The sequence below is a fragment of the Telluria sp. AC161 genome (assembly GCF_979258535.1).
On record NZ_OZ409861.1, the window covers coordinates 4889446 to 4908569 of the forward strand.

At 63.8% G+C, this 19124-nt stretch carries 15 protein-coding genes and 1 tRNA gene; 11 read left to right on the plus strand and 5 right to left on the minus strand.

The features are described 5' to 3' along the window. The first annotated feature begins 7 nt into the window (after positions 1–7). From ACZ0AJ_RS21760 to ACZ0AJ_RS21780, 5 genes are all read left to right on the plus strand, one after another. Positions 8–535 carry a pilus assembly protein PilP gene (locus ACZ0AJ_RS21760; RefSeq protein WP_499456463.1) on the plus strand — a complete coding sequence of 176 codons (528 nt, stop codon included), beginning with the start codon at positions 8–10 and terminating at the stop codon, positions 533–535. After that, entirely contained in the window at positions 532–2748 is a 2217-nt protein-coding gene (locus tag ACZ0AJ_RS21765) for a type IV pilus secretin PilQ (protein ID WP_499456464.1), read from the plus strand. The genes ACZ0AJ_RS21760 and ACZ0AJ_RS21765 overlap by 4 nt, the downstream gene beginning before the upstream one ends. 40 nt (positions 2749–2788) lie before the next feature. Beyond that, the gene (locus ACZ0AJ_RS21770; RefSeq protein ID WP_499456465.1) at positions 2789–4675 is read left to right on the plus strand and encodes an Ig-like domain-containing protein; all 1887 of its coding nucleotides are present in this window, start codon (positions 2789–2791) and stop codon (positions 4673–4675) included. A gap of 106 nt (positions 4676–4781) precedes the next feature. Continuing rightward, positions 4782–6392 (plus strand): bifunctional shikimate kinase/3-dehydroquinate synthase AroKB, encoded by a 1611-nt coding sequence (gene aroKB / locus ACZ0AJ_RS21775; protein WP_499456826.1) that lies wholly within the window; start codon positions 4782–4784, stop codon positions 6390–6392. Beyond that, positions 6389–7537: a deoxyguanosinetriphosphate triphosphohydrolase gene (locus tag ACZ0AJ_RS21780; protein WP_499456466.1), complete on the plus strand. Its 1149-nt coding sequence runs from the start codon at positions 6389–6391 to the stop codon at positions 7535–7537. Before aroKB ends, ACZ0AJ_RS21780 begins: the two co-directional genes overlap by 4 nt. A 20-nt stretch (positions 7538–7557) precedes the next feature. Here the strand turns inward: ACZ0AJ_RS21780 and ACZ0AJ_RS21785 are convergent, their stop codons facing one another. The 5 genes from ACZ0AJ_RS21785 to mutM form a co-directional block, all read right to left on the minus strand. Further along, positions 7558–8406, minus strand: coding sequence for a nucleotidyl transferase AbiEii/AbiGii toxin family protein (locus ACZ0AJ_RS21785; RefSeq protein WP_499456467.1), 849 nt, complete (start codon positions 8404–8406; stop codon positions 7558–7560). Further along, positions 8369–9463: a type IV toxin-antitoxin system AbiEi family antitoxin gene (locus ACZ0AJ_RS21790; RefSeq protein WP_499456468.1), complete on the minus strand. Its 1095-nt coding sequence runs from the start codon at positions 9461–9463 to the stop codon at positions 8369–8371. The genes ACZ0AJ_RS21785 and ACZ0AJ_RS21790 overlap by 38 nt, the downstream gene beginning before the upstream one ends. Before the next feature lie 134 nt (positions 9464–9597). Further along, on the minus strand, positions 9598–10710 hold the full coding sequence (mutY, locus tag ACZ0AJ_RS21795; protein ID WP_499456469.1) for an A/G-specific adenine glycosylase: 1113 nt from the start codon (positions 10708–10710) through the stop codon (positions 9598–9600). Further along, positions 10707–12659 carry a dynamin family protein gene (locus ACZ0AJ_RS21800; RefSeq protein ID WP_499456470.1) on the minus strand — a complete coding sequence of 651 codons (1953 nt, stop codon included), beginning with the start codon at positions 12657–12659 and terminating at the stop codon, positions 10707–10709. Before ACZ0AJ_RS21800 ends, mutY begins: the two co-directional genes overlap by 4 nt. A 21-nt stretch (positions 12660–12680) precedes the next feature. After that, positions 12681–13514 (minus strand): bifunctional DNA-formamidopyrimidine glycosylase/DNA-(apurinic or apyrimidinic site) lyase, encoded by an 834-nt coding sequence (gene mutM, locus ACZ0AJ_RS21805; protein ID WP_499456471.1) that lies wholly within the window; start codon positions 13512–13514, stop codon positions 12681–12683. A gap of 60 nt (positions 13515–13574) precedes the next feature. On the opposite strand from mutM, the gene ACZ0AJ_RS21810 reads away from it, so the two are divergent. The 6 genes from ACZ0AJ_RS21810 (at position 13575) to ACZ0AJ_RS21835 (ending at position 19086) form a co-directional block, all read left to right on the plus strand. Beyond that, positions 13575–15416: a tetratricopeptide repeat protein gene (locus tag ACZ0AJ_RS21810; protein ID WP_499456472.1), complete on the plus strand. Its 1842-nt coding sequence runs from the start codon at positions 13575–13577 to the stop codon at positions 15414–15416. A gap of 38 nt (positions 15417–15454) precedes the next feature. Continuing rightward, positions 15455–16081 carry a lipoprotein insertase outer membrane protein LolB gene (gene lolB / locus ACZ0AJ_RS21815; protein ID WP_499456645.1) on the plus strand — a complete coding sequence of 209 codons (627 nt, stop codon included), beginning with the start codon at positions 15455–15457 and terminating at the stop codon, positions 16079–16081. Positions 16082–16085: 4 nt separating this feature from the next. Beyond that, complete coding sequence (gene ispE / locus ACZ0AJ_RS21820) at positions 16086–16979, plus strand: 4-(cytidine 5'-diphospho)-2-C-methyl-D-erythritol kinase (protein ID WP_499456473.1); 894 nt, start codon at positions 16086–16088, stop codon at positions 16977–16979. A gap of 82 nt (positions 16980–17061) precedes the next feature. Then, positions 17062–17138, plus strand: a tRNA-Gln gene (locus ACZ0AJ_RS21825). A gap of 145 nt (positions 17139–17283) precedes the next feature. Continuing rightward, the gene (locus ACZ0AJ_RS21830) at positions 17284–18234 is read left to right on the plus strand and encodes a ribose-phosphate pyrophosphokinase (protein ID WP_183554159.1); all 951 of its coding nucleotides are present in this window, start codon (positions 17284–17286) and stop codon (positions 18232–18234) included. 258 nt (positions 18235–18492) lie between these two features. After that, the gene (locus tag ACZ0AJ_RS21835) at positions 18493–19086 is read left to right on the plus strand and encodes a 50S ribosomal protein L25/general stress protein Ctc (protein ID WP_183554157.1); all 594 of its coding nucleotides are present in this window, start codon (positions 18493–18495) and stop codon (positions 19084–19086) included. The last annotated feature ends 38 nt before the right edge of the window (positions 19087–19124 follow it).

Sequence of the window (19124 nt, forward strand, 5' to 3'; positions counted from 1 at the left end):
AGCTCACGTGATTGCGCTGCTCGCCATGGCAGCCTTGCTGGCCGCTTGCGGCGATGGGGGCGTCGGCGAAACGCGCGCCTGGATGAAAGAGGTCGAGGGCCGCACCGTCTCGAAGGTCAAGCCGCTGCCGGAACCGAAGACGTTCCAGCCGCACGCCTACCTGCCGGGCGCAGCGCTCGACCCGTTCGACCAGACCAAGCTGCTGGGCGAACTGGCGCGCATGGCGCAGTCCAGCCCCAACGCCAACCAGCCTGACCTGAACCGCCCGAAAGAGCCGCTCGAGAACTTCCCGCTCGACACAATGCGGATGGTCGGCACGATGAAAAAAGGTGGCGTGAGCTACGCGCTGGTGCAGATCGACCGGGCGCTGTACCGCGTCCGGCCCGGCCAGCGGCTGGGACAGAATTATGGCCGCGTCACCCGCGTGAGTGACGAGGCAATCGAAATCAGGGAATCGGTGCAGGACGCCACCGGCGATTGGGTGGAACGACTAGCCAACATCGAGCTGCAGCACAACCAGGAGAGCAGTAAATGACCCCCAACGTCCAGATTCGCTTCGCCATGCCGGCCTGGCTGGCGCGCGCTGCCACCGCACTCGTGCTGTTGACGTGCGCCGGCGCCGCCCTGGCCCAGGGCAATGCGATCGAATCGATCACGGCCAACCAACAAGGCAGCAACGTGGTCATCAACGTGACCATGCGCGATGCGCCAAGCCGCGCGCCGATCGGTTTTGCCATCACCAACCCGGCGCGCATCGCGCTCGACTTCGGCGCCACCGCGAACGCCACCGGCAAGAACATGCAGGAGCTGAACCTGGGCGACGTGCGCAGCCTGAACCTGGTGCAGGCCGGCGAGCGCACCCGCATGGTCGTCAACCTGGCGCGCGCGCTGAACTACGCAACGGCCATCGACGGCAAATCGATCATCGTGACCGTCGAAGGCACGGGCGGCGTGGCACGCGCGGTCAACGCCAGCGGCCTGCCGGTCGCGGCGCCCGCCCCACCGGTTGCTGCGGCGCTGGCCGCGCGGCCGCAACTGCGCGACCTCGATTTCAAGCGCGGCGCCAATGGCGCTGGCCGGGTTGTGGTCGACCTGCCGAACAACCAGGTCGCCGTCGACGTGCGCCAGACCGGCACCGGCGTGACGGTCGACTTCATCGGCGCGCGCCTGCCCGAATCGCTGCGCCGCCGCCTGGACGTGACCGACTTCGGCACGCCCGTCACCCGCGTGGCCACCAGCGCCCAGGGCGACAACGTGCGCATGACGATCGAGGCGCAGGGCGCCTGGGAGCAGTCGGTATTCCAGAGCGACTCGCAACTGGTGGTCGAAGTGCGTCCGGTCGTGGAAGACCCGAACCGCAACAGCCCCGGCTCGAGCAACAACCCGCAGGGCTACCGCGGCGAAAAACTCTCGTTCGATTTCCAGAACGTCGAAGTGCGCGCCGCACTGCAGGCCGTGGCCGACATCTCGGGCCTGAACATCATCGCCAGCGACTCGGTGGCGGGCTTTCTGACGCTGCGTCTGAAGGACGTGCCATGGGACCAGGCGCTGGACGTGATCCTGACCGCCAAGGGCCTGGACATGCGCAAGAACGGCACCGTGCTGTGGATCGCGCCGAAGGAAGAACTGCTGACCAAGGAAAAGCTCGAACTCGAGCAGCGCGCCCAGATCGCCGAACTCGAGCCGCTGCGCTCCGAGATCTTCCAGCTCAATTACCAGAAAGCCGAATCGTTCCGCAACGTGTTCGGCCTGGACCAGGGCGGCGTCGGCGCCGGTGCTGGCGCTGCCGGCGATGCGGGCCGCAACCGCGTGCTGTCCCGGCGCGGCAGCGCGATCATCGATCCGCGCACCAACCAGCTGTTCGTGACCGACATCGCGTCGAAGATCGAAGACATCCGCAAGCTGATCCAGAAAACCGACGTCGCCTCGAAGCAGGTCCTGATCGAAGCGCGTCTGGTGGAAGCCAATGACGGCTTCTCGCGCAACCTCGGCGCCAAGCTGGGCTTTGCCGACATGCGCACGATGCGCGGCGGCGATTCGGGCTGGCAGGTCAATGGCAACGAGCGCATCGCCATCGGCGGCAACCTGGTCGGCGTGGGCCAGACCACGGGCCAGGTGGCCAACAGCGCCGACAGCTTCAACAACACGACGATGGTCAACCTGCCGGCGGCCGGCATCGGCGGCATTCCCGCCTCGTCGCTGGCGTTCTCGCTGTTCTCGTCGGCGGCCAACCGTTTTTTGAATTTGGAACTGTCGGCGCTGGAAGCGGACGGCAAAGGCAAGATCATCTCGAGCCCGCGCGTGGTCACCGAAGACAAGCAGGTCGCGCTGATCGAGCAGGGCGTCGAACTGCCTTACGAAAACAGCACCAGCAGCGGCGCCACCGCGATCGAATTCAAGAAGGCCAATCTGCGCCTGGAAGTCACGCCGCAGATCACGCCGGACGGCAACGTGGTGCTCGAAGTGGACGTGAGCAAGGATTCGAAGGGCGAAGACACCCGCGCGGGCTTTGCCATCAATACCCAGCACGTCAAGACCAAGGTGATGGTCGAAAACGGCGGCACCGTGGTACTGGGCGGGATTTACCAGCAGACCGAGCGTACCAACGAGAGCAAGGTGCCGTTCCTGGGCGACGTGCCGCTGCTGGGTTACCTGTTCAAGACCACTGCACGTGAAAGCAGCAAGACCGAACTGCTGGTCTTCATCACCCCGAAGATCGTGAACGACAACGTGGCGGGCGCACGCTGATTCTTGTTTCATCAACGACCGATAACAACAACGAACCGATATGAAAAACCAGACAATCTCCTACAGCAGCCTGGCGCTGCTCCTGGCTGCCACCCTCAGTGCATGCGGCGGCGGCGGCGGCAGCCCGGGCACCACCGGGGGTACCGGCACCGGCACGACGCCGGGAACGCCAGCCACGCCGGCCACGCCCACCGTCGGCGTGAGCTTCGCGAATGGCAATTCGCTGAGCGGCGCGACGCCGCTGACGGTGCGCGCCCTGGTGCTTGACGCGAACAAGAAGCCATTGCCGAATGCGCTGGTCACGTTCACCACCGATGCGGCGCTGGGTGCATTCACCCCGAGCGCCGGCACCGCACTGACCGATGCCACCGGCACCGCCAGCATCACCCTGCGCGCGGCCAGCCTGGCTGCCAGCGGCGCCGGCAAGGTCAGCGCCACCACGAGCGTGGCCGGTGCCGCCATCACGGGCGAGGCGAATTATTCGATCGTCGCGACCTCGCTGACCTTCAGCGCGCTGACACTGGCACCGGCCAGCATCGAGGCCTATGGTTCCAGCGTGGTGTCGGTCGACCTGCTGGCCAATGGTGCCAAGTACACGGCGCAACAGGTTACGGTCAATTTCAGCTCGGCTTGCGTCACCGCCGGCAAGGCGACCCTGGCCGCTACCGCAACGACCAATAACGGTACCGTCCAGGCGGTCTACCGCGATCAGGGTTGCGGCAACAACGACGTGATCACCGCCACTGCCGACGGCGTCGCCACGGCTGCCACCGGCTCGCTGACAATCGCCACGCCAAGCGCGTCGTCGGTGCAATTCGTCGAAGCGATTCCAACCGATAAATCGATCGTGATTCGCGGCCAGGGCGGCATCAACCGCACCGAGACGGCAACACTGCGCTTCCGCGTGTTCGACGTGTTCAACCGGCCGCTGGCTGGCAAGCAGGTCAACTTCAGCGTCGTGCCAAACGGCGCCGTCAAGTTGAACAAGGTCACCGACAGCACCGACCAGAACGGCGAAGTCATCACCACCGTCAATTCGCTCGACACGCCGACCACGTTCCGTGTGCAGGCCGTATTGCCGGGCACCGCAACGGCCGGCCGGGCGGACATCTCGACCGCCTCGGACTCCATCGTCGTGACCACCGGCCTGCCGGTGCAGCGCGCGTTCTCGCTGGGCGTCTCGCAGGGCAACGTGGACGGCTGGTCATACAACAGCGGCACCGCCACCCCGGCCGCCGTCGTCACGGTGCTGCTGGCCGACGGCTTCGGCAACCCAGTAGCAGACGGCACGCCAGTCGTGTTCCAGACCAATCTGGGCGCCGTTGGCTCGTCGAGCACCGGCGGCTGCACCACTGTCAACGGTGGTTGCTCGGTACCGTTCCGTACCCAGAATCCCCGCGTGGCAACGCCAGGCACCCCGGCCACGCCATGCAATACCGGCACCGGCTCCAGTCCGGACACCACCCGTACCGGGGTAGCCACGATCTGCGCCAGCACGACCGACGGCACCAACACCCAGTTCGCCAAGACCACGATCACGTTCAGTGATGAAACCCTGGCGCGCGCCTATGTGAATGGCAGCACGACACCATCGACCGGCGACCTGGGCAACACGAGTGCCAATGACCCGTTCGTGTTCCTGCTCCAGCTGACCGACCTGAACGGCAATCCGCTGCCGGCCGATTCGACCGTGGGGATCACGGGCCTGGCCAATGCCGCACTGGTGGAAATCAGCCCGGCCAAGGTCCCGAGCATTTTCGCTGAACCAGGCACCGGGCCACAGGGCTCGCTGCACCGGGTCACGCTCAATGCCACCAGTGCCAAGCCATGCACGGCCGGAAGCCGGGCCACGTTCAACGTGACCGCCACCACCCCGCGCGGCGACGTCAGCTCGCTGCCGTTCACGCTGAACTTCACCTGCCCGTAAAATTGGCGGAATGAGAGGCGGCCAGTCTATACTGGCCGTCTTTTTCATCTCAACGGGTCTGGTTGTGCCACATCCCAAGAACAACAATATCTTCCTTGTTGGCCTGATGGGGGCAGGGAAGACCACGATCGGTCGATTGCTTGCTCGCAAGCTCAATCGCCGCTTCGTCGACGCCGATCACGAGATCGAAGCGCGCACCGGTGCGACCATCCCGTGGATCTTCGAGATCGAGGGCGAAGCCTGCTTTCGCCGGCGCGAAGCCGATGTGATCCGCGATCTCTCGGCCCAGCAGGGGCTGGTGCTGGCCACCGGCGGGGGCGCCGTGCTCGACCCGAAGAGCCGCGCGCTGCTGGCCGAACGTGGCACTGTGATCTACCTGCGCGCGTCGATCGGCAGCATCCTGCAGCGCACCGCGCACGACAAGAACCGCCCGCTGCTGCAGACCGCCGACCCGCGCGGCAAACTCGAGCAGCTCTGGACCGAACGCGATCCGCTGTACCGCGAGATCGCCGACCTCGTCATCGACACCGGCAGGCCTAACGTACAATCGATGGTTCAAACCATATTGGACCAGCTGGCCGCGCAGGAACACGCCCGCGCGCGCAAGCATGCAAGGACAGCAATGAACGAACAGGCACACATTACCCTCAACGTCGAACTTGGCGAACGCAGCTACCCGATCGAGATCGGCGCCGGCTTGCTGGACGACGCCGCGCTGCTGGCGCGCCACATCGGCGGCCACAAGGTGGCCATCGTCACCAACACCACGGTTGCCCCGCTGTACCTCGACAAGGTCGCGGGCCACCTGCGCGCGGCGGGCCGCGACGTGCTCGAAATCGTTCTGCCCGACGGCGAAGAACACAAAAACTGGCAGTCGCTGAACCTCGTCTACGACGCGCTGCTACAACACAAATGCGACCGCAAGACCACGCTGGTGGCGCTGGGCGGCGGCGTGATCGGCGACCTGACCGGCTTTGCCGCGTCGAGCTATATGCGCGGCGTGCCGTTCGTGCAGATTCCGACCACGCTCCTGGCGCAGGTCGACTCGTCAGTGGGCGGCAAGACCGGCATCAACCACCCGCTGGGCAAGAACATGATCGGCGCGTTCTACCAGCCGCGGGCCGTGATTGCCGATACCGCCACGCTGGCAACGCTGCCGGCGCGCGAGCTGTCGGCCGGCCTGGCCGAAGTGATCAAGCATGGCGCGATCCTCGACGCCGATTTCTTCGACTGGATCGAAGCGAACATCGAGCCGCTGATCGCGCGCGACCGTCACGCCATCGGCTACGCGATCGCCCGTTCGTGCGAAATCAAATCCGACGTCGTGCGCAAGGACGAGCGCGAAGGCGGTCTGCGCGCGGTGCTCAACTTCGGCCATACTTTCGGCCACGCGATCGAAAATGGCCTCGGCTACGGCGCCTGGCTGCACGGCGAAGCCGTCGGCTGCGGCATGGTGATGGCCGCCGACATGTCGGCGCGCCTGGGCCTGATCGAGCCGGCCGCCGTAGAGCGGGTGCGCGCGCTGGTGCGCGCCGCCGGCCTGCCGGCCGTTGCCCCGGATCTCGGTGAGGCGCGCTGGATCGAGCTGATGGAAGTCGACAAGAAGAACGAGGGCGGCGAAATCCGCTTCATTTTGCTCAAGCCGCTGGGCAGCCCGTCGATCACGACCGCGCCGCTGGACGTGCTGCGCTCGACGCTTGCGGCCTGCAGCGCATGAGTAGCCTGATGCGCGACTTCGACGCCGGCCTCGCCCCATATGCGGCGCATTCGGCCCAGTCGCGCGGGCGCACGCATGCCGAGCCGGGGCCCGGTTCGCGCAGCGAGTACCAGCGTGACCGTGACCGCATCATCCATTCGACCGCGTTCCGGCGCCTTGAATACAAGACGCAGGTCTTCATCAACCACGAAGGCGACCTGTTTCGTACGCGCCTGACGCACAGCATCGAAGTGGCCCAGATCGGCCGCACGCTGGCGCGCAGCCTGCGCCTGAACGAAGACCTGGTCGAAGCGACGGCGCTGGCGCACGATCTTGGCCATACGCCGTTCGGCCACGTGGGCCAGGACGTGCTCAACGAATGCATGAAGGACTTCGGCGGGTTCGAGCACAACCTGCAAAGCCTGCGCGTGGTCGACCACCTCGAAGAACACTACGGCGCCTTCGATGGCCTGAACCTGACGTTCGAGACGCGCGAAGGCATCCTCAAGCACTGCTCGCTGAACAACGCGCGCCAGCTGGGCGACCTGGGCCAGCGCTTCATCGAGCGCAGCCAGCCCAGCCTCGAAGCGCAGCTGACCAACCTGGCCGACGAGATCGCGTACAACAACCACGACATCGACGACGGCCTGCGTTCGGGCCTGATCACGATGGCGCAGATGGAAGAAGTCGAGCTGTTCGCGCGCCTGCATCGCGAGGTCGAGGCGCGCTATCCGGGCTTGCCGGGCCGGCGCGCGCTGTATGAGACGATCCGCCTGATGATCACCGCGATGACGGCCGACCTGGTCGAAACATCAGCGCGCCTGATCGCCGAGGCGGCGCCAGCGACCATCGACGACGTGCGCGCTGCGCCGCCGCTGATCCGCTTTTCGGATGCGATGCGCGCCGAGACCGTGGCGCTGAAACGCTTCTTGTACGCGAACCTGTACCGCCACTTCCAGGTCAACCGCATGCGCGTGAAAGCCAGCCGCATCGTGCGCGAACTGTTCGAAGCGTTTCTTGCGGATCCGGTGCTGCTGCCGGGCGACTACCAGGTGCAGGGCGACCCGCACAAGCAGGCGCGCAAGATCGCCGATTACATCGCGGGCATGACCGATCGTTATGCGATCCGCGAGCACCGGCGCATTTTCTCGCTCGATCACTTCTAGGGCTCTCGCCTGTCGCTGCATCAGGCGAGAGCCCGTTGCAAAAGCCGCAGTCGTTTATCGACATGGCCTTCTGCGTCTTCCAGATGGCGCATCGTTTTTGTCATCTGATGCGCCAGACGATCAAAGTCACGTTCGATGATATGTCGGACTATATCGAGCGTGTCAGTGCTGGCCACGCGCCGGATATCCTTGCCCAGCAAATAGACGCCCGCCAGATCCGGATCGTACTCGCCTGCGTCGATGACGCCATCTTCATCGTAGACCCGATCGACGTTGCCGGCTGCGGCATAGCTGTTCATCAGATGGATGAGATCGTGCGCATCCTTTGGATCGACTCTCCCGCGATCCGACCATGCGACCAACTTCAGTATGGCGAGACCGGGAAGAGACACGACCTTGCCGTCAAAGTCAGGCGCAAATGTCACCAGTTCAGCCGCTGCAAGGACATCATCGTAACCGGCGATGTTCATGATGATCTTCATGTCCGGCGGCCAGGCGATTGCATTCGTCCCTTCAGAGATGCCGCCGAATGGCACCAGATCCAGCTGGTACGCCAGATTGCTATCTGGCGCCTGGTAATAAAGCCGCTGTTGCGCTTTGTCGGTTGCGTTAAATGCCCCGCGCGCTATCAGCCTTGTTCGCAAGGCAGCGAATTGATCCCAGTTCTTGACGGCGACAGCGAAGTCCACATCGTACGTTGCACGCCTGCTGGCGAGTCCATGCACATGCGTGAGCAGGACGTCTCGTGCGGTTGCCCCGACGAGCAGGTAGTCGATTCCTTCTGCCTGTGTTTCTTCGGCTACTGCGCGAAGAATGTCCACTGTGACGGGGTCAACCGGAAGGTCCGGCTTGATCGAACGCGGTATCAATGAATTTCTCCTTGATCATCCGGGCTGTTTCTTGTGTGCGTGGATCGAGGATTGCGAGCAGTTCAGAGTAGATCAGCAAGGGGGGAGCAAGTTCCGGAACACTGGCAGCATCCCAATGCCAGAATTTTTCCAGTATCTTGAGCTCGCCAGCCTCGTCAGGCCTGATACGATGCTGCTTGACCAGCATCTTGATCACCTTGTCCATGTCATCAGGCCCGACATACAAGGTTTGAGTCCCTGGCTTAAGGTAGCCAGTCATTTTTGCCGCTGCGACCTCCGCGCTCCACGCATGGTCGAATTCAGTCAGATCGACATTCTTCCACCATGATGATTCTGGCGCGCTGAAGCGGCGCCCATGGAGTTTGTTGCGCAAGGTAGTTGGATAATTGATTGCCCACTCGTCAATCAGGCGCCCGGCTTCCAATAGTCTCCTGCGGCTTCCGGCCTCTTTTTTACTGATGAGATAGCCGCGATGTTCGAGGTCCTCAAGCACGTTGTACGCCGTTCCGAGTGAAACACCTGCATGACGGGCAATGTCTTTGTACGGGGAATCGAGATCATCCCGGTTTGCCAACAGCGTGAACACCACACGCAATGCGGCTGGATTCGTCAGCCCTTTCGGGGTGCGCGAGCTAGACGGTTTGTGTTCACCCTTTTCGCCAGTGATGAAGACGAACAGGCCAGCGGCCTGCAAATAAGCGTTGCCACTGGTGTCGATGAACTGGAGTCCTGTCGCCCTGCAATAATGGGCGAGCTCTCTCGTGATGTGGGCAGTAATCAAGAGACCTGGTGTTCTGCCGGTTACCAGTTGCTGACGAATCTTGTCGACCTGCGCCTTGCGGTCCAGTGAAAACTTGCACTCGGCAAGGTAATGAATCGAGTTGCCGTCATATGAAAGGATAACTCTGGCGTCGCCAGAGTTTCTTCTGGAGGATTCAGGCTGCGAGTCGATCAACTTGCCATCGATACCTGCTTTTGTTCTCAGCGCGACAAGCGCATCGAGGATCAAACGCTCCTCAGTTCCCGCAAAATCTGGAGAAAACGCATGGTTATTCATTCATTTTTCCTCGTTTTCACGGCCCGTGAACGATTCTATTTTATGAATATTACTCTCAATTTTCAATATATTTTGTTTTTCACGGAGCGTGAAAACTCATGAAAATTGAAATTCATGCCCAGTATCTGGTTTCGTTAGCTGAACAGGTTCGGCGTCGCCAGATCCAGCAACAACTTCTTGACCGGCGCCGGCAACGGCGCATCGGCAATCGCATCGAGCTTCCACCACACGTGCCCAGCGCCATGCTCACCACGCGTGGCCAGCGTCACGGCGAACGGCGCGATGTGCAGCTTGTAGTGCGTGAACCCGTGCATCAACGGCGTGAGCGCGCGCACTTCGTCAATCGTGCCGAACGCGCTGCTGGCCGCGGCGATGTCCGCCGTGCAGACGGGATCGGCGTCGCCGTCCATCGCCACATGACCGCCCACTTCCGGCAGCGACAAGAGGCCGCCCCAGATGCCCGTTTGCGGACGCTGTTCCAGCAGCACCTCGCCGCGGTCGATCAGCACCAGCATCGCGGTGCGTTTTTCGGGCGTCGTCTTCTTCGGTTTGCGCACCGGCAGTTCAGCCGTGCGGCCGGTGGCGAAGGCCACGCAGCGGACCTGCAGCGGGCAGCGGCCGCAGTCGGGGCGCGAGCGCGTGCACAGCGTGGCGCCCAGGTCCATCAGGCCCTGTGTATACGATTCGATGCCGCCATCTTCCGGCAGCAGCGCTTCGGCGCGGCGCCACAGCGCATCCTCGACCGGCTTGATGCCGGGGTAGGCGTCGATCCCGAACACGCGCGCGAAGACGCGCTTGACGTTGCCGTCCATGATCGCGGCGCGCACGCCGCCCGAGAAGGCGGCGATGGCGGCGGCAGTCGAGCGGCCGATGCCGGGCAGGTCGGCCAGCAGCGCCGGGTCGCTCGGGAACACGCCGTCGTAATCCGCCACGACGCGCTTGGCGCAGGCGTGCAGGTTGCGCGCGCGGGTGTAGTAACCCAGGCCGCTCCAGTGGGCCATCACGTCCTCCGCCGGGGCTTCGGCCAAGGCGTGCACGGTCGGGAAACGTTCCAGGAAGCGGGCGTAGTAGCCCAGCACCGCGGCGACCTGCGTCTGCTGCAGCATGATTTCGGAGAGCCACACGCGATACGCGTCGGTGGTGTTTTGCCATGGCAGGGTGTGGCGGCCATGGCTGCGCTGCCAGTCGATCACGGCCCGGGAAAAGGTCGGATCGGCCAGCTGGTCAAACTCGGTCAGTCGCTTCATGCAGTCGTGTAGTGGGCTTCGGCGCTGGTGGCCGTCGCGGAGTTAGGTAGGTTGTCGGACAAGGTTGCGCTCACGCCGGCGGCCAGTGAACCAAGGCGCGTGCGCGTGACGTCGAGTTCGGCCTGGCCGCTCTCGAAGACACCGATTTTCTGTTCCAGGCTGTCGCTGGCTTCGTGGATGCGTTTCACGGTCGCCTGGCGCTGGCGCAGGTTGTCGCGGTGCTGGCGGATCTGCGCTTCGAGCGGTGCGTTGGCCACTTTCAGCCATGCTTCGATATCGGCGTTGGCAGCGCGATACACGCGGCGCACGCGCGAGGCGATCGAATCGAAGAAGCGCTCAAGCAGCGTGGCGCGGCTGTTCATCCACAAGGTGGCGGTGCCGAACTGGCGCGAAAAGAGTTCTTCGATGGCGTCGATCTCGTCGCGGTGGCGCGCCAGCGACAGGGTCGGCGGCAGGCCCAGGCTCATGCCATGCTCGGCGGCGAACTTGCGGTGCATCGCGTCCATCATCGACGTGATTTCCGTGAGCTTGGCGTCGGCGTCGGCCAGGCCGGCGCGGGCGCCGTCGAAGTAGTTGCGTACCGGCGCGCGCATGCCGGTGGCAAAGCGCACCGCGCTCATCGCCACGCGCACGGTCTCGGTCCGGTCCTGCAGCACGTCCATGCCCAGCAGCGTGTACAGCTCGGTCGACAGGCGCGTGAACACGGCGCGCGTGCCCTGCAGCTTGAACAGGCCGGCGTCGAATTCCTTCTTCTCGGCCTCGACCCGGCGCACCATGTGCGCGATCACGCCCTGGTTCTTGCCGCGCAGGCTGCGCAGTTCCTGCAATTGCTCGACCAGCTCGCGCAGGCGCGTGGCCACCAGCATCTGCTGGCTGGCCACCAGCGCATCGAGGTCGGCGTGCAGCTGGCGCTCGACGATCGCGCGCCGCGCCGGAATCAATTCGTGGAACAGCGCCGCTTCGAGCGCGCCCAGGCGGCTGCGCTCGAACAGGGCCATGTCGCCGCCGATGCGCCCGACCAGCGCCTTGTGCGCCGATACCGGATACACCTGGCTGGCCGCCAGACCCAGTTGGCGCGCCACGTCGTGCTGCTGGCGCGCGATGTCGGCGTCGACGGCCTCTGGTGACTTGAGCTCGTCCCACATGGCGTCGATCTTGTTGAGCACGGCCAGGCGCCCCGGCCCGGCGCCGATATGCGTGCGCCAGACTTCGATGTCGCTCTTGGTCACACCCGTCTCGGCGGCCAGCACGAACAGCACCGCGTGGGCGTTCGGGATCAGGTTCAGCGTCAGCTCGGGCTCGGTGCCGATGGCGTTCAGGCCCGGCGTATCGAGAATCACCAAACCCTGCTTGAGCAGTGGGTGCGGCAGGTTGATGATTGCGTGGCGCCAGCGCGGGATTTCGATCGTGCCGTCCGGGTCGAGGCTGGCGGCCAGGTCAGGGTCGTCAGCATCGTACAGGCCGTAGCGCTGCGCTTCGACGGTCGAGACGCGCCGCGTCTGGCTGACCTGGCGCAGCGTCTCGTGCATGGCCGCCGGCGAGTCGAGATCGAGCGGGAACACGGTCCAGGCGGCGGGATCGTCGCGGTAGTCGCCGGTGGACAGGTGGCCGGCGCGCGTGTCGATCGGCAGCAGGCGCAGGCAGGGCGGCAGGCTCGCATCCCACAGCAGTTCGGTCGGGCACATGGTGGTGCGGCCGGCGCTGGACGGCAGGATGCGCTGGCCGTAGTCGGCGAAGAACAGTGCGTTGATCAGCTCGGTTTTACCGCGCGAGAACTCGGCCACGAAGGCCACCGACAGGCGGTCGTCACGCAGGCGCCCCAGCGCGCGCGCCAGCAGCTGCTCGCCGGCCGCATCGATCAGCCCGGCGTCGCGCAGTGCGCTGCCGTAACCGGTGAGGGAGGCGGCGACCCGGGCGCGCCAGGCGCCGTACTGTTGTAAATCCTGCATCGTGTTTGCTCGTAGGGATGACTAGCGCTGGCACTGGGCGCAGTAGAACGTCGAACGTTGCCCCTGCTTGATCTGGCGTACCGGCAGCGCGCATTGGCGGCAGGGCACGCCTGCACGATCATAGACGAAATATGTCTGCTGGAAATATCCAGACTGGCCATTTACAGCAATAAAGTCACGCAGCGTGCTGCCGCCCTGGACGATCGCTTCGGCCAGGATGACGCGGATCGCTTCGGCCAGCCGGTCGTAGCGCACGCGGCTGATGCGCGAAGCCGCCGTCTTCGGGTTGATGCCGGCCCGGAACAGGCTTTCGCACGCGTAGATATTGCCCACGCCAACGACGATGTCGCCGGCCAGCAGCACCTGCTTGATCGGGGCGCTGCGGCGGCGCGTTTCGCGAAACAGCAGGGCGCCGTCGAAGCCATCGGCCAGCGGCTCCACGCCCAGGCCGCGCAGCAGCACGTGCTCGGCCAGCGGGCCGTCTTCGTTGGCATGCCACAGCACGGCGCCAAAGCGGCGCGGGTCGTTCAGGCGCAGCACTTGCCGGCCCTCGGGGCCGTCCACGACCAGATCGAAGTGGTCGTGCGTACGCGGCTCGATGCCCGGGGGCAGCACGCGCAGATGGCCCGACATGCCAAGGTGGATGATCAATGTGCCGTGCTCAAAATTGATCAAAAGATATTTGCCGCGCCGCCCGATATCCAGGATGCGGCGACCTTCCAGCAACGCGGACAGGCCGGGCGGGAAGGGCCAGCGCAATCCTTCGCGACGGCAAATGACGTGCTCGACGATGCGGCCTTCGAGATGTGGCGCGACGCCGCGCCGGGTAACTTCGACTTCTGGGAGTTCAGGCATGCCTAAGGGGATTCGTGTAGAGTCAGTTGACGGCGCAGCGCATGCGCGGCAGGTCTGCGCATGAGCGTAGAATCAAACTCACTTTGGACTTCTGGACTTGCTTTGAAAAACGCTTTCGCCATTGTAACCCTCTCCGGTCTGTTGACGGCATGTGCTGCCGCCCCGCAACAGCAATCCGTCGCCGCCGATGTCCAGGCCGCGTCCACCCCCGCCGCCGAGCCCTTGCTCGATGACGAAGCACAGGCCGCCAAGCAAAAAGCCGAGGAAGAAGCCCGCCTGCCGAAAGTCGAAATGACTCCGGTCATGCTCGACCAGTTACTTAAGGCCGAATTTGCGTTTCGCAATGGCGACTGGCAAGGTCCATACCTCACGGTGCTGAGCCTGGCCCAGCAGACGCGCGATCCACGCTTGGCCCGGCGCGCTGCCGAGATGGCAGTCGCTGCCAAGCAGGCCGACGACACGCTCGCCGCGGTGCGCCTGTGGTACCGGCTCGATCCCGAATCCGACGAAGCGACCCAGTATTTCGTCGGCATGGTGGTCACGTCCGAAAAGATCGCCGAGCTCGAGCCCGTGTTCGAGGAGCGCCTGCGCGAAGCGCCGGCGGCCCGGCGCGGCATCCTGATGTTCCAGGTCCAGCAGTTGCTGGGCCGGGCCAAGGACAAGGACGCTGCGCTGGCCATGCTCGAGCGCCTGATCGAGCCCTACGACAAGATGATGGAAGCGCGCATCGTGCGCGCCCAGATCGCGCTGGTGCGCGGCGACAAGGCGCTGGCGCGCACTTACGCGCAGTCGGCGCTGGCCGCCAAGCCCGACGCCGAGATCGCCCTGTTGATGCTGGCGCAGGTCACCGACGACGAGGCGCAGGTGGTGGCCATGATGGAGAAATTCCTCAAGACCTATCCGAAGGCGAACGATGTGCGCGCCGCCTATGCCCGCGTGCTGGTCAACCGCAAGGATTATCCGGCCGCGCGGCGCGAGTTCGAGTCGCTGCTCAAGGTGCAGCCGGACAATGCGGCGACGCTGTATGCGCTGGGCATCCTGGCCACGCAGACGGACGATGCGCCCGGCGCCGAAGCCTATTTCACGCGTTTCGTGGACGTGCTCGGCCGCAATCCGAACGACGAACGCGATCCGTCGCGCGCGCTCCTGATCCTGTCGCAGCTGGCCGAAGAACGGGGCGACCTGGCTGGCGCGCTGCTGTGGCTGAACAAGGTGCCTGAGAACACCGACGAGCAAACCCGTTTCAGTGCGCAATTGCGCCGCGCCCATTTGACGGGCAAGGGCGGCGACCTGGCTGCTGCGCGTGCGCTGCTGGCCGAGGTCAAGCCAACCGACCCGGCGCGCCAGGCCCAGTTGATGGCGGCCGATGCGCAACTGCTGCGTCAGGCGAATCAGCTGCCGGAGGCGTATGCCGTGATGGAAGCGGCGGCGCAGCGCTTCCCGAAAAATCCGGATCTGCTGTATGACTTCGCGCTGCTGGCCGAAAAAATGGGCAAGGTCGATGTGATGGAGGCGCAGTTGCGCGAAGTGATGGCGCAGGCGCCCGACAATCACCATGCCTACAATGCGCTCGGCTATTCGTTGGCTGAACGCAATGTGCGCCTGCAGGAAGCCTACGGGCTCATCGCAAAGGCGCTCGAGATGGCGCCGGACGATCCCTTCATCATGGACAGCATGGGCTGGATTCACTACCGCATGGGCAACTTGAACGAAGCCGAAAAGTTCCTGCGCCGCGCGTATGGCGTGCGCAAGGATGCCGAGATCGGCATTCACCTGGGTGAAGTGCTGTGGCAAAAGGGCGATAAGTCGGCTGCCCAGGCACTCTGGCGCGATGCCCGCGCCAAGGACCCGCAGAACGAGGCTCTGCGCGAGACGCTGACCCGCCTTGGCCTGTCCTTGTGAAATAATCCACCCTTGTTCAATTGTTTTGCTGCCCCATGATGCTGCTTACCCGACGCCTTGCCATCCTCGCCCTTGCCGCCACGGTTTTGACCGGTTGCGCGACAAGCACCGCCAACCTGTCCACCGCCACGGTTGGCGCGTATCGCGAAACCATTGACCTGGCAGGGCGCCTGTCGGTGAATTACCAAAAGGATGGCCGGCCCGAATCGATCAGTGGCAGTTTCAACTGGGAGCAGCGTCCGGGCACGATCGACGTCACCCTGATGTCGCCGCTGGGCCAGACGGTCGCTGCGATCAATGTCACGCCAGGCTCGGCCACGCTCACGCAGGCCGGCCAGGCGCCGCGCACGGCGGCCGACATCGATAGCCTGACCCAGCAGACGCTCGGCTGGCCGCTGCCCGTGTCGGGCTTGCGCGACTGGCTGCAGGGCTATGCGGTCGATGCACAGGGGCAGCGTTTCCGTGCTTCGCCGGCCATCAACAGCGTGACGACGGAGGATGGCTGGCGCCTGCGCTTTGTCGACTGGCAGGCGGCTGTTGGTGGTGATGCAGCGGCCGGTGCTGCTGCGGCGGCGCCAGTGCCGCGCCTGATCCAGGCCGAGCGCGCCGCGTCGGGCGATATCCAGGATCTGGCGATCCGCATCGTCGTCAATCCGGCGGCCTGATTCCATGCGTTCCCTGCACGATTGCCCGGCCCCGGCCAAGCTCAACCTTTTTTTGCACGTCATCGGCCGGCGCGCCGATGGCTACCACCTGCTGCAAAGCGTATTTCAGCTGATCGACCGCGCCGACCGTCTGCACTTCGACCTGCGTGACGATGAACGCATCGTGCGCACGACCGATGTGCTTGGCGTGCCGCACGACCAGGACCTGATCGTGCGCGCGCTGCGCTTGCTGCAGGCAGAATTTGCGCGCCGTCATGGGCGCCTGCCGCCCGGCATCGATGTGGCGGTCGAGAAGATCCTGCCGATGGGGGGCGGGCTGGGGGGTGGTTCGTCCGATGCTGCCACGGCGCTGATGGCCGCAAACCACCTGTGGCAGGCAGGCCTCACGCGCGACGAATTGATGGCGCTGGGCTTGCCGCTGGGCGCCGATATCCCATTCTTCCTGTTTGGCGAGACGGCGTTTGCGGAAGGAGTGGGGGAGGCCCTGCAGGCCGTGGAAGGCCCCGATTGCTGGTATGTCGTGCTCGAGCCCGGCGTTGCGGTGCCAACACCTGCGATTTTTTCTGCGGCAGATTTGACAAGAGACGCAAAGCCGGTCAGAATAGCGGACTTTTCCAGCCACACCAATTCAGGCAGCATGGTGGGGTTTGGTAAAAATGATTTGCAGAACGTGGCGATGCGCCTGTTCCCGCCGGTAGCTGAAGCGGTTGAATGGTTGAGCAGCTACGGTGATGCCAGGATGACTGGCTCAGGGGCATGCGTGTTTTGCGCAGTCTCCAGCGAAGACGCTGCCAACCAGGTGTTGGCGCAAGTGCCGAAGAAGTATGCGGCATGGAAAGCGAAGTCGCTGAAGACACACCCACTGAAAAAATCGCTCTTGCAAATCAGTGAGTTGTAGAATAAAATTTTGCCTGTCGCGACGCTGAGCAGCACAGAAGATGTGCAGCACAATGTGAAGCGGCAAGCACTACAGGTCGTGTAGGGGAATCGCCAAGTTGGTTAAGGCACCGGATTTTGATTCCGGCATTCCAAGGTTCGAATCCTTGTTCCCCTGCCAAAGTTTTCTTGTTCTGTCGATGCCGATGCATCCAGCAAGAGAATCGCGATGCGGTGCCAAGCGCCACATCAGCAAGTTAATCAGCCGGTATAGCCGGCTGATTGTTTTTCTACTGTATTAACGCTTCTTACCTTTTGGGACTCCCATGGCTTACGAAAACCTGATGGTTTTTACCGGCAATGCCAATCCGGCGCTAGCAGAAGGGGTCGCAAAAAGCCTCGGTATTCCACTCGGCAAGGCTGTCGTCTCGAAGTTTTCTGACGGCGAAGTCATGGTCGAAATCAATGAGAACGTGCGCGGCAAGGATGTCTTCGTCCTGCAATCGACCTGCGCACCGACCAACGACAGCCTGATGGAAATCATCCTGATGGTCGACGCTCTCAAGCGCGCCTCGGCTGGCCGTATCACTGCAGCGATTCCTTACTTCGGTTATGCCCGTCAAGATCGTCGCCCGCGTTCGGCGCGCGTTGCGATCTCGGCCAAGGTCGTGGCGAACATGCTGGAAAAAGCCGGCGTCGAGCGCGTCCTGATCATGGACCTGCACGCTGACCAGATCCAGGGTTTCTTCGATATCCCGGTCGACAATATCTACGCGTCGCCAATCCTGCTGAGCGATCTGCAGAAGCGCAACTACGACGACCTGCTGGTCGTCTCGCCGGACGTCGGCGGCGTGGTGCGCGCCCGCGCCCTGGCCAAGCGCCTGGGTTGCGACCTGGCGATCATCGACAAGCGTCGCCCGAAGGCGAACGTGTCCGAAGTGATGAACATCATCGGTGAAGTCGAAGGCCGCAACTGCGTGATCATGGATGACATGGTCGACACCGCAGGCACGCTGTGCAAGGCTGCTGAAGTGCTCAAGGAGCGCGGCGCCAAGAAGGTGGTTGCTTACTGTACGCACCCGGTGCTGTCCGGCCCGGCGATCGAACGCATCGCGAACTCGCCGCTGGATGAACTGGTCGTCACCGACACCATCCCGCTCAGCGCCGCCGGCGCCGCTTGCGGCAAGATCCGCCAGCTGACCTGCGCACCGCTGCTGGCCGAGACCTTCAAGCGGATCGTCAAGGGCGACTCGGTGATTTCGCTGTTCGTCGACTAAGTTCATATCGACGTCGTTTTTCACGGCGCGCCTGGCTAAACAGCCGGCGCGCCGTTGGTGTAAATAACACTTGGGTCCCCGCCTGCGCGGGGACGACATGTACGGTGAGGCCGTACATGTCGATTTCCGTATCTTTTGAGCGCGTAACAATGCGCTCTTTCTTGACTGCCCCTGGTCGCGGGGGTGGTCGCCACTTGGCTACCGGGCTGTTGATCGTTTTCTTCGGCATTCGGGCCTGTTTTATTTTTGGAGTATCACATGAAAGTAGTCGCATTCAACCGCACTCTGCAGGGGACCGGAGCGAGCCGCCGCCTGCGTAAAGCTGGTCAAACGCCAGGCATCATCTACGGTGGCGCAGGTACGCCTGAGCTGATCGCCCTGGACGGCAACGCCCTGTGGCACGCGCTGAAAAAAGAAGCGTTCCACGGTTCGGTTCTGGACCTGGAAATCGACGGCAAGACCCAGCAAGTTCTGCTGCGTGACTTCCAGATGCACGCGTTCAAGCAACTGGTCCTGCACGCTGACTTCCAGCGCGTCGATTCGTCGAAGCCAGTGCACACCAAGGTCGCTTTCCACTTCGTCAACGCCGAGAACTCGCCAGCCGTCAAGCTGAACAGCGCTGTCATCTCGCACGTGCTGAACGAGCTGGAAGTGTCGTGCCTGCCAGGCCAACTGCCAGAGTTCATCGAAGTCGACCTGGCAAACCTGGAAGCCGGTAACTCGATCCACACCGACGACCTGGTCCTGCCAGAAGGCGTCACCGCACTGACCCATGGCCAGAACCTGACCATCGTCACCGCAACCATCCCACGCGGCGCAGTCACCGCTGAAGAGACCCCAGCTGCCGAGTAATCACAGCTGACGCGTCGCTCCGGCGACGCATCGCACAG

Excerpts from the sequence above, each read along its gene's own strand:
- ACZ0AJ_RS21765 (WP_499456464.1), top strand. The coding sequence starts at position 532 with ATGACCCCCAACGTCCAGATTCGCTTCGCCATGCCGGCCTGGCTGGCG.
- ACZ0AJ_RS21770 (WP_499456465.1), top strand. The coding sequence starts at position 2,789 with ATGAAAAACCAGACAATCTCCTACAGCAGCCTGGCGCTGCTCCTGGCT.
- aroKB (WP_499456826.1), top strand. The coding sequence starts at position 4,782 with ATGGGGGCAGGGAAGACCACGATCGGTCGATTGCTTGCTCGCAAGCTC.
- ACZ0AJ_RS21780 (WP_499456466.1), top strand. The coding sequence starts at position 6,389 with ATGAGTAGCCTGATGCGCGACTTCGACGCCGGCCTCGCCCCATATGCG.
- ACZ0AJ_RS21790 (WP_499456468.1), bottom strand. The coding sequence starts at position 9,463 with ATGAATAACCATGCGTTTTCTCCAGATTTTGCGGGAACTGAGGAGCGT.
- mutY (WP_499456469.1), bottom strand. The coding sequence starts at position 10,710 with ATGAAGCGACTGACCGAGTTTGACCAGCTGGCCGATCCGACCTTTTCC.
- ACZ0AJ_RS21800 (WP_499456470.1), bottom strand. The coding sequence starts at position 12,659 with ATGCAGGATTTACAACAGTACGGCGCCTGGCGCGCCCGGGTCGCCGCC.
- mutM (WP_499456471.1), bottom strand. The coding sequence starts at position 13,514 with ATGCCTGAACTCCCAGAAGTCGAAGTTACCCGGCGCGGCGTCGCGCCA.
- ACZ0AJ_RS21810 (WP_499456472.1), top strand. The coding sequence starts at position 13,575 with ATGAGCGTAGAATCAAACTCACTTTGGACTTCTGGACTTGCTTTGAAA.
- lolB (WP_499456645.1), top strand. The coding sequence starts at position 15,455 with ATGCTGCTTACCCGACGCCTTGCCATCCTCGCCCTTGCCGCCACGGTT.
- ispE (WP_499456473.1), top strand. The coding sequence starts at position 16,086 with ATGCGTTCCCTGCACGATTGCCCGGCCCCGGCCAAGCTCAACCTTTTT.
- ACZ0AJ_RS21830 (WP_183554159.1), top strand. The coding sequence starts at position 17,284 with ATGGCTTACGAAAACCTGATGGTTTTTACCGGCAATGCCAATCCGGCG.
- ACZ0AJ_RS21835 (WP_183554157.1), top strand. The coding sequence starts at position 18,493 with ATGAAAGTAGTCGCATTCAACCGCACTCTGCAGGGGACCGGAGCGAGC.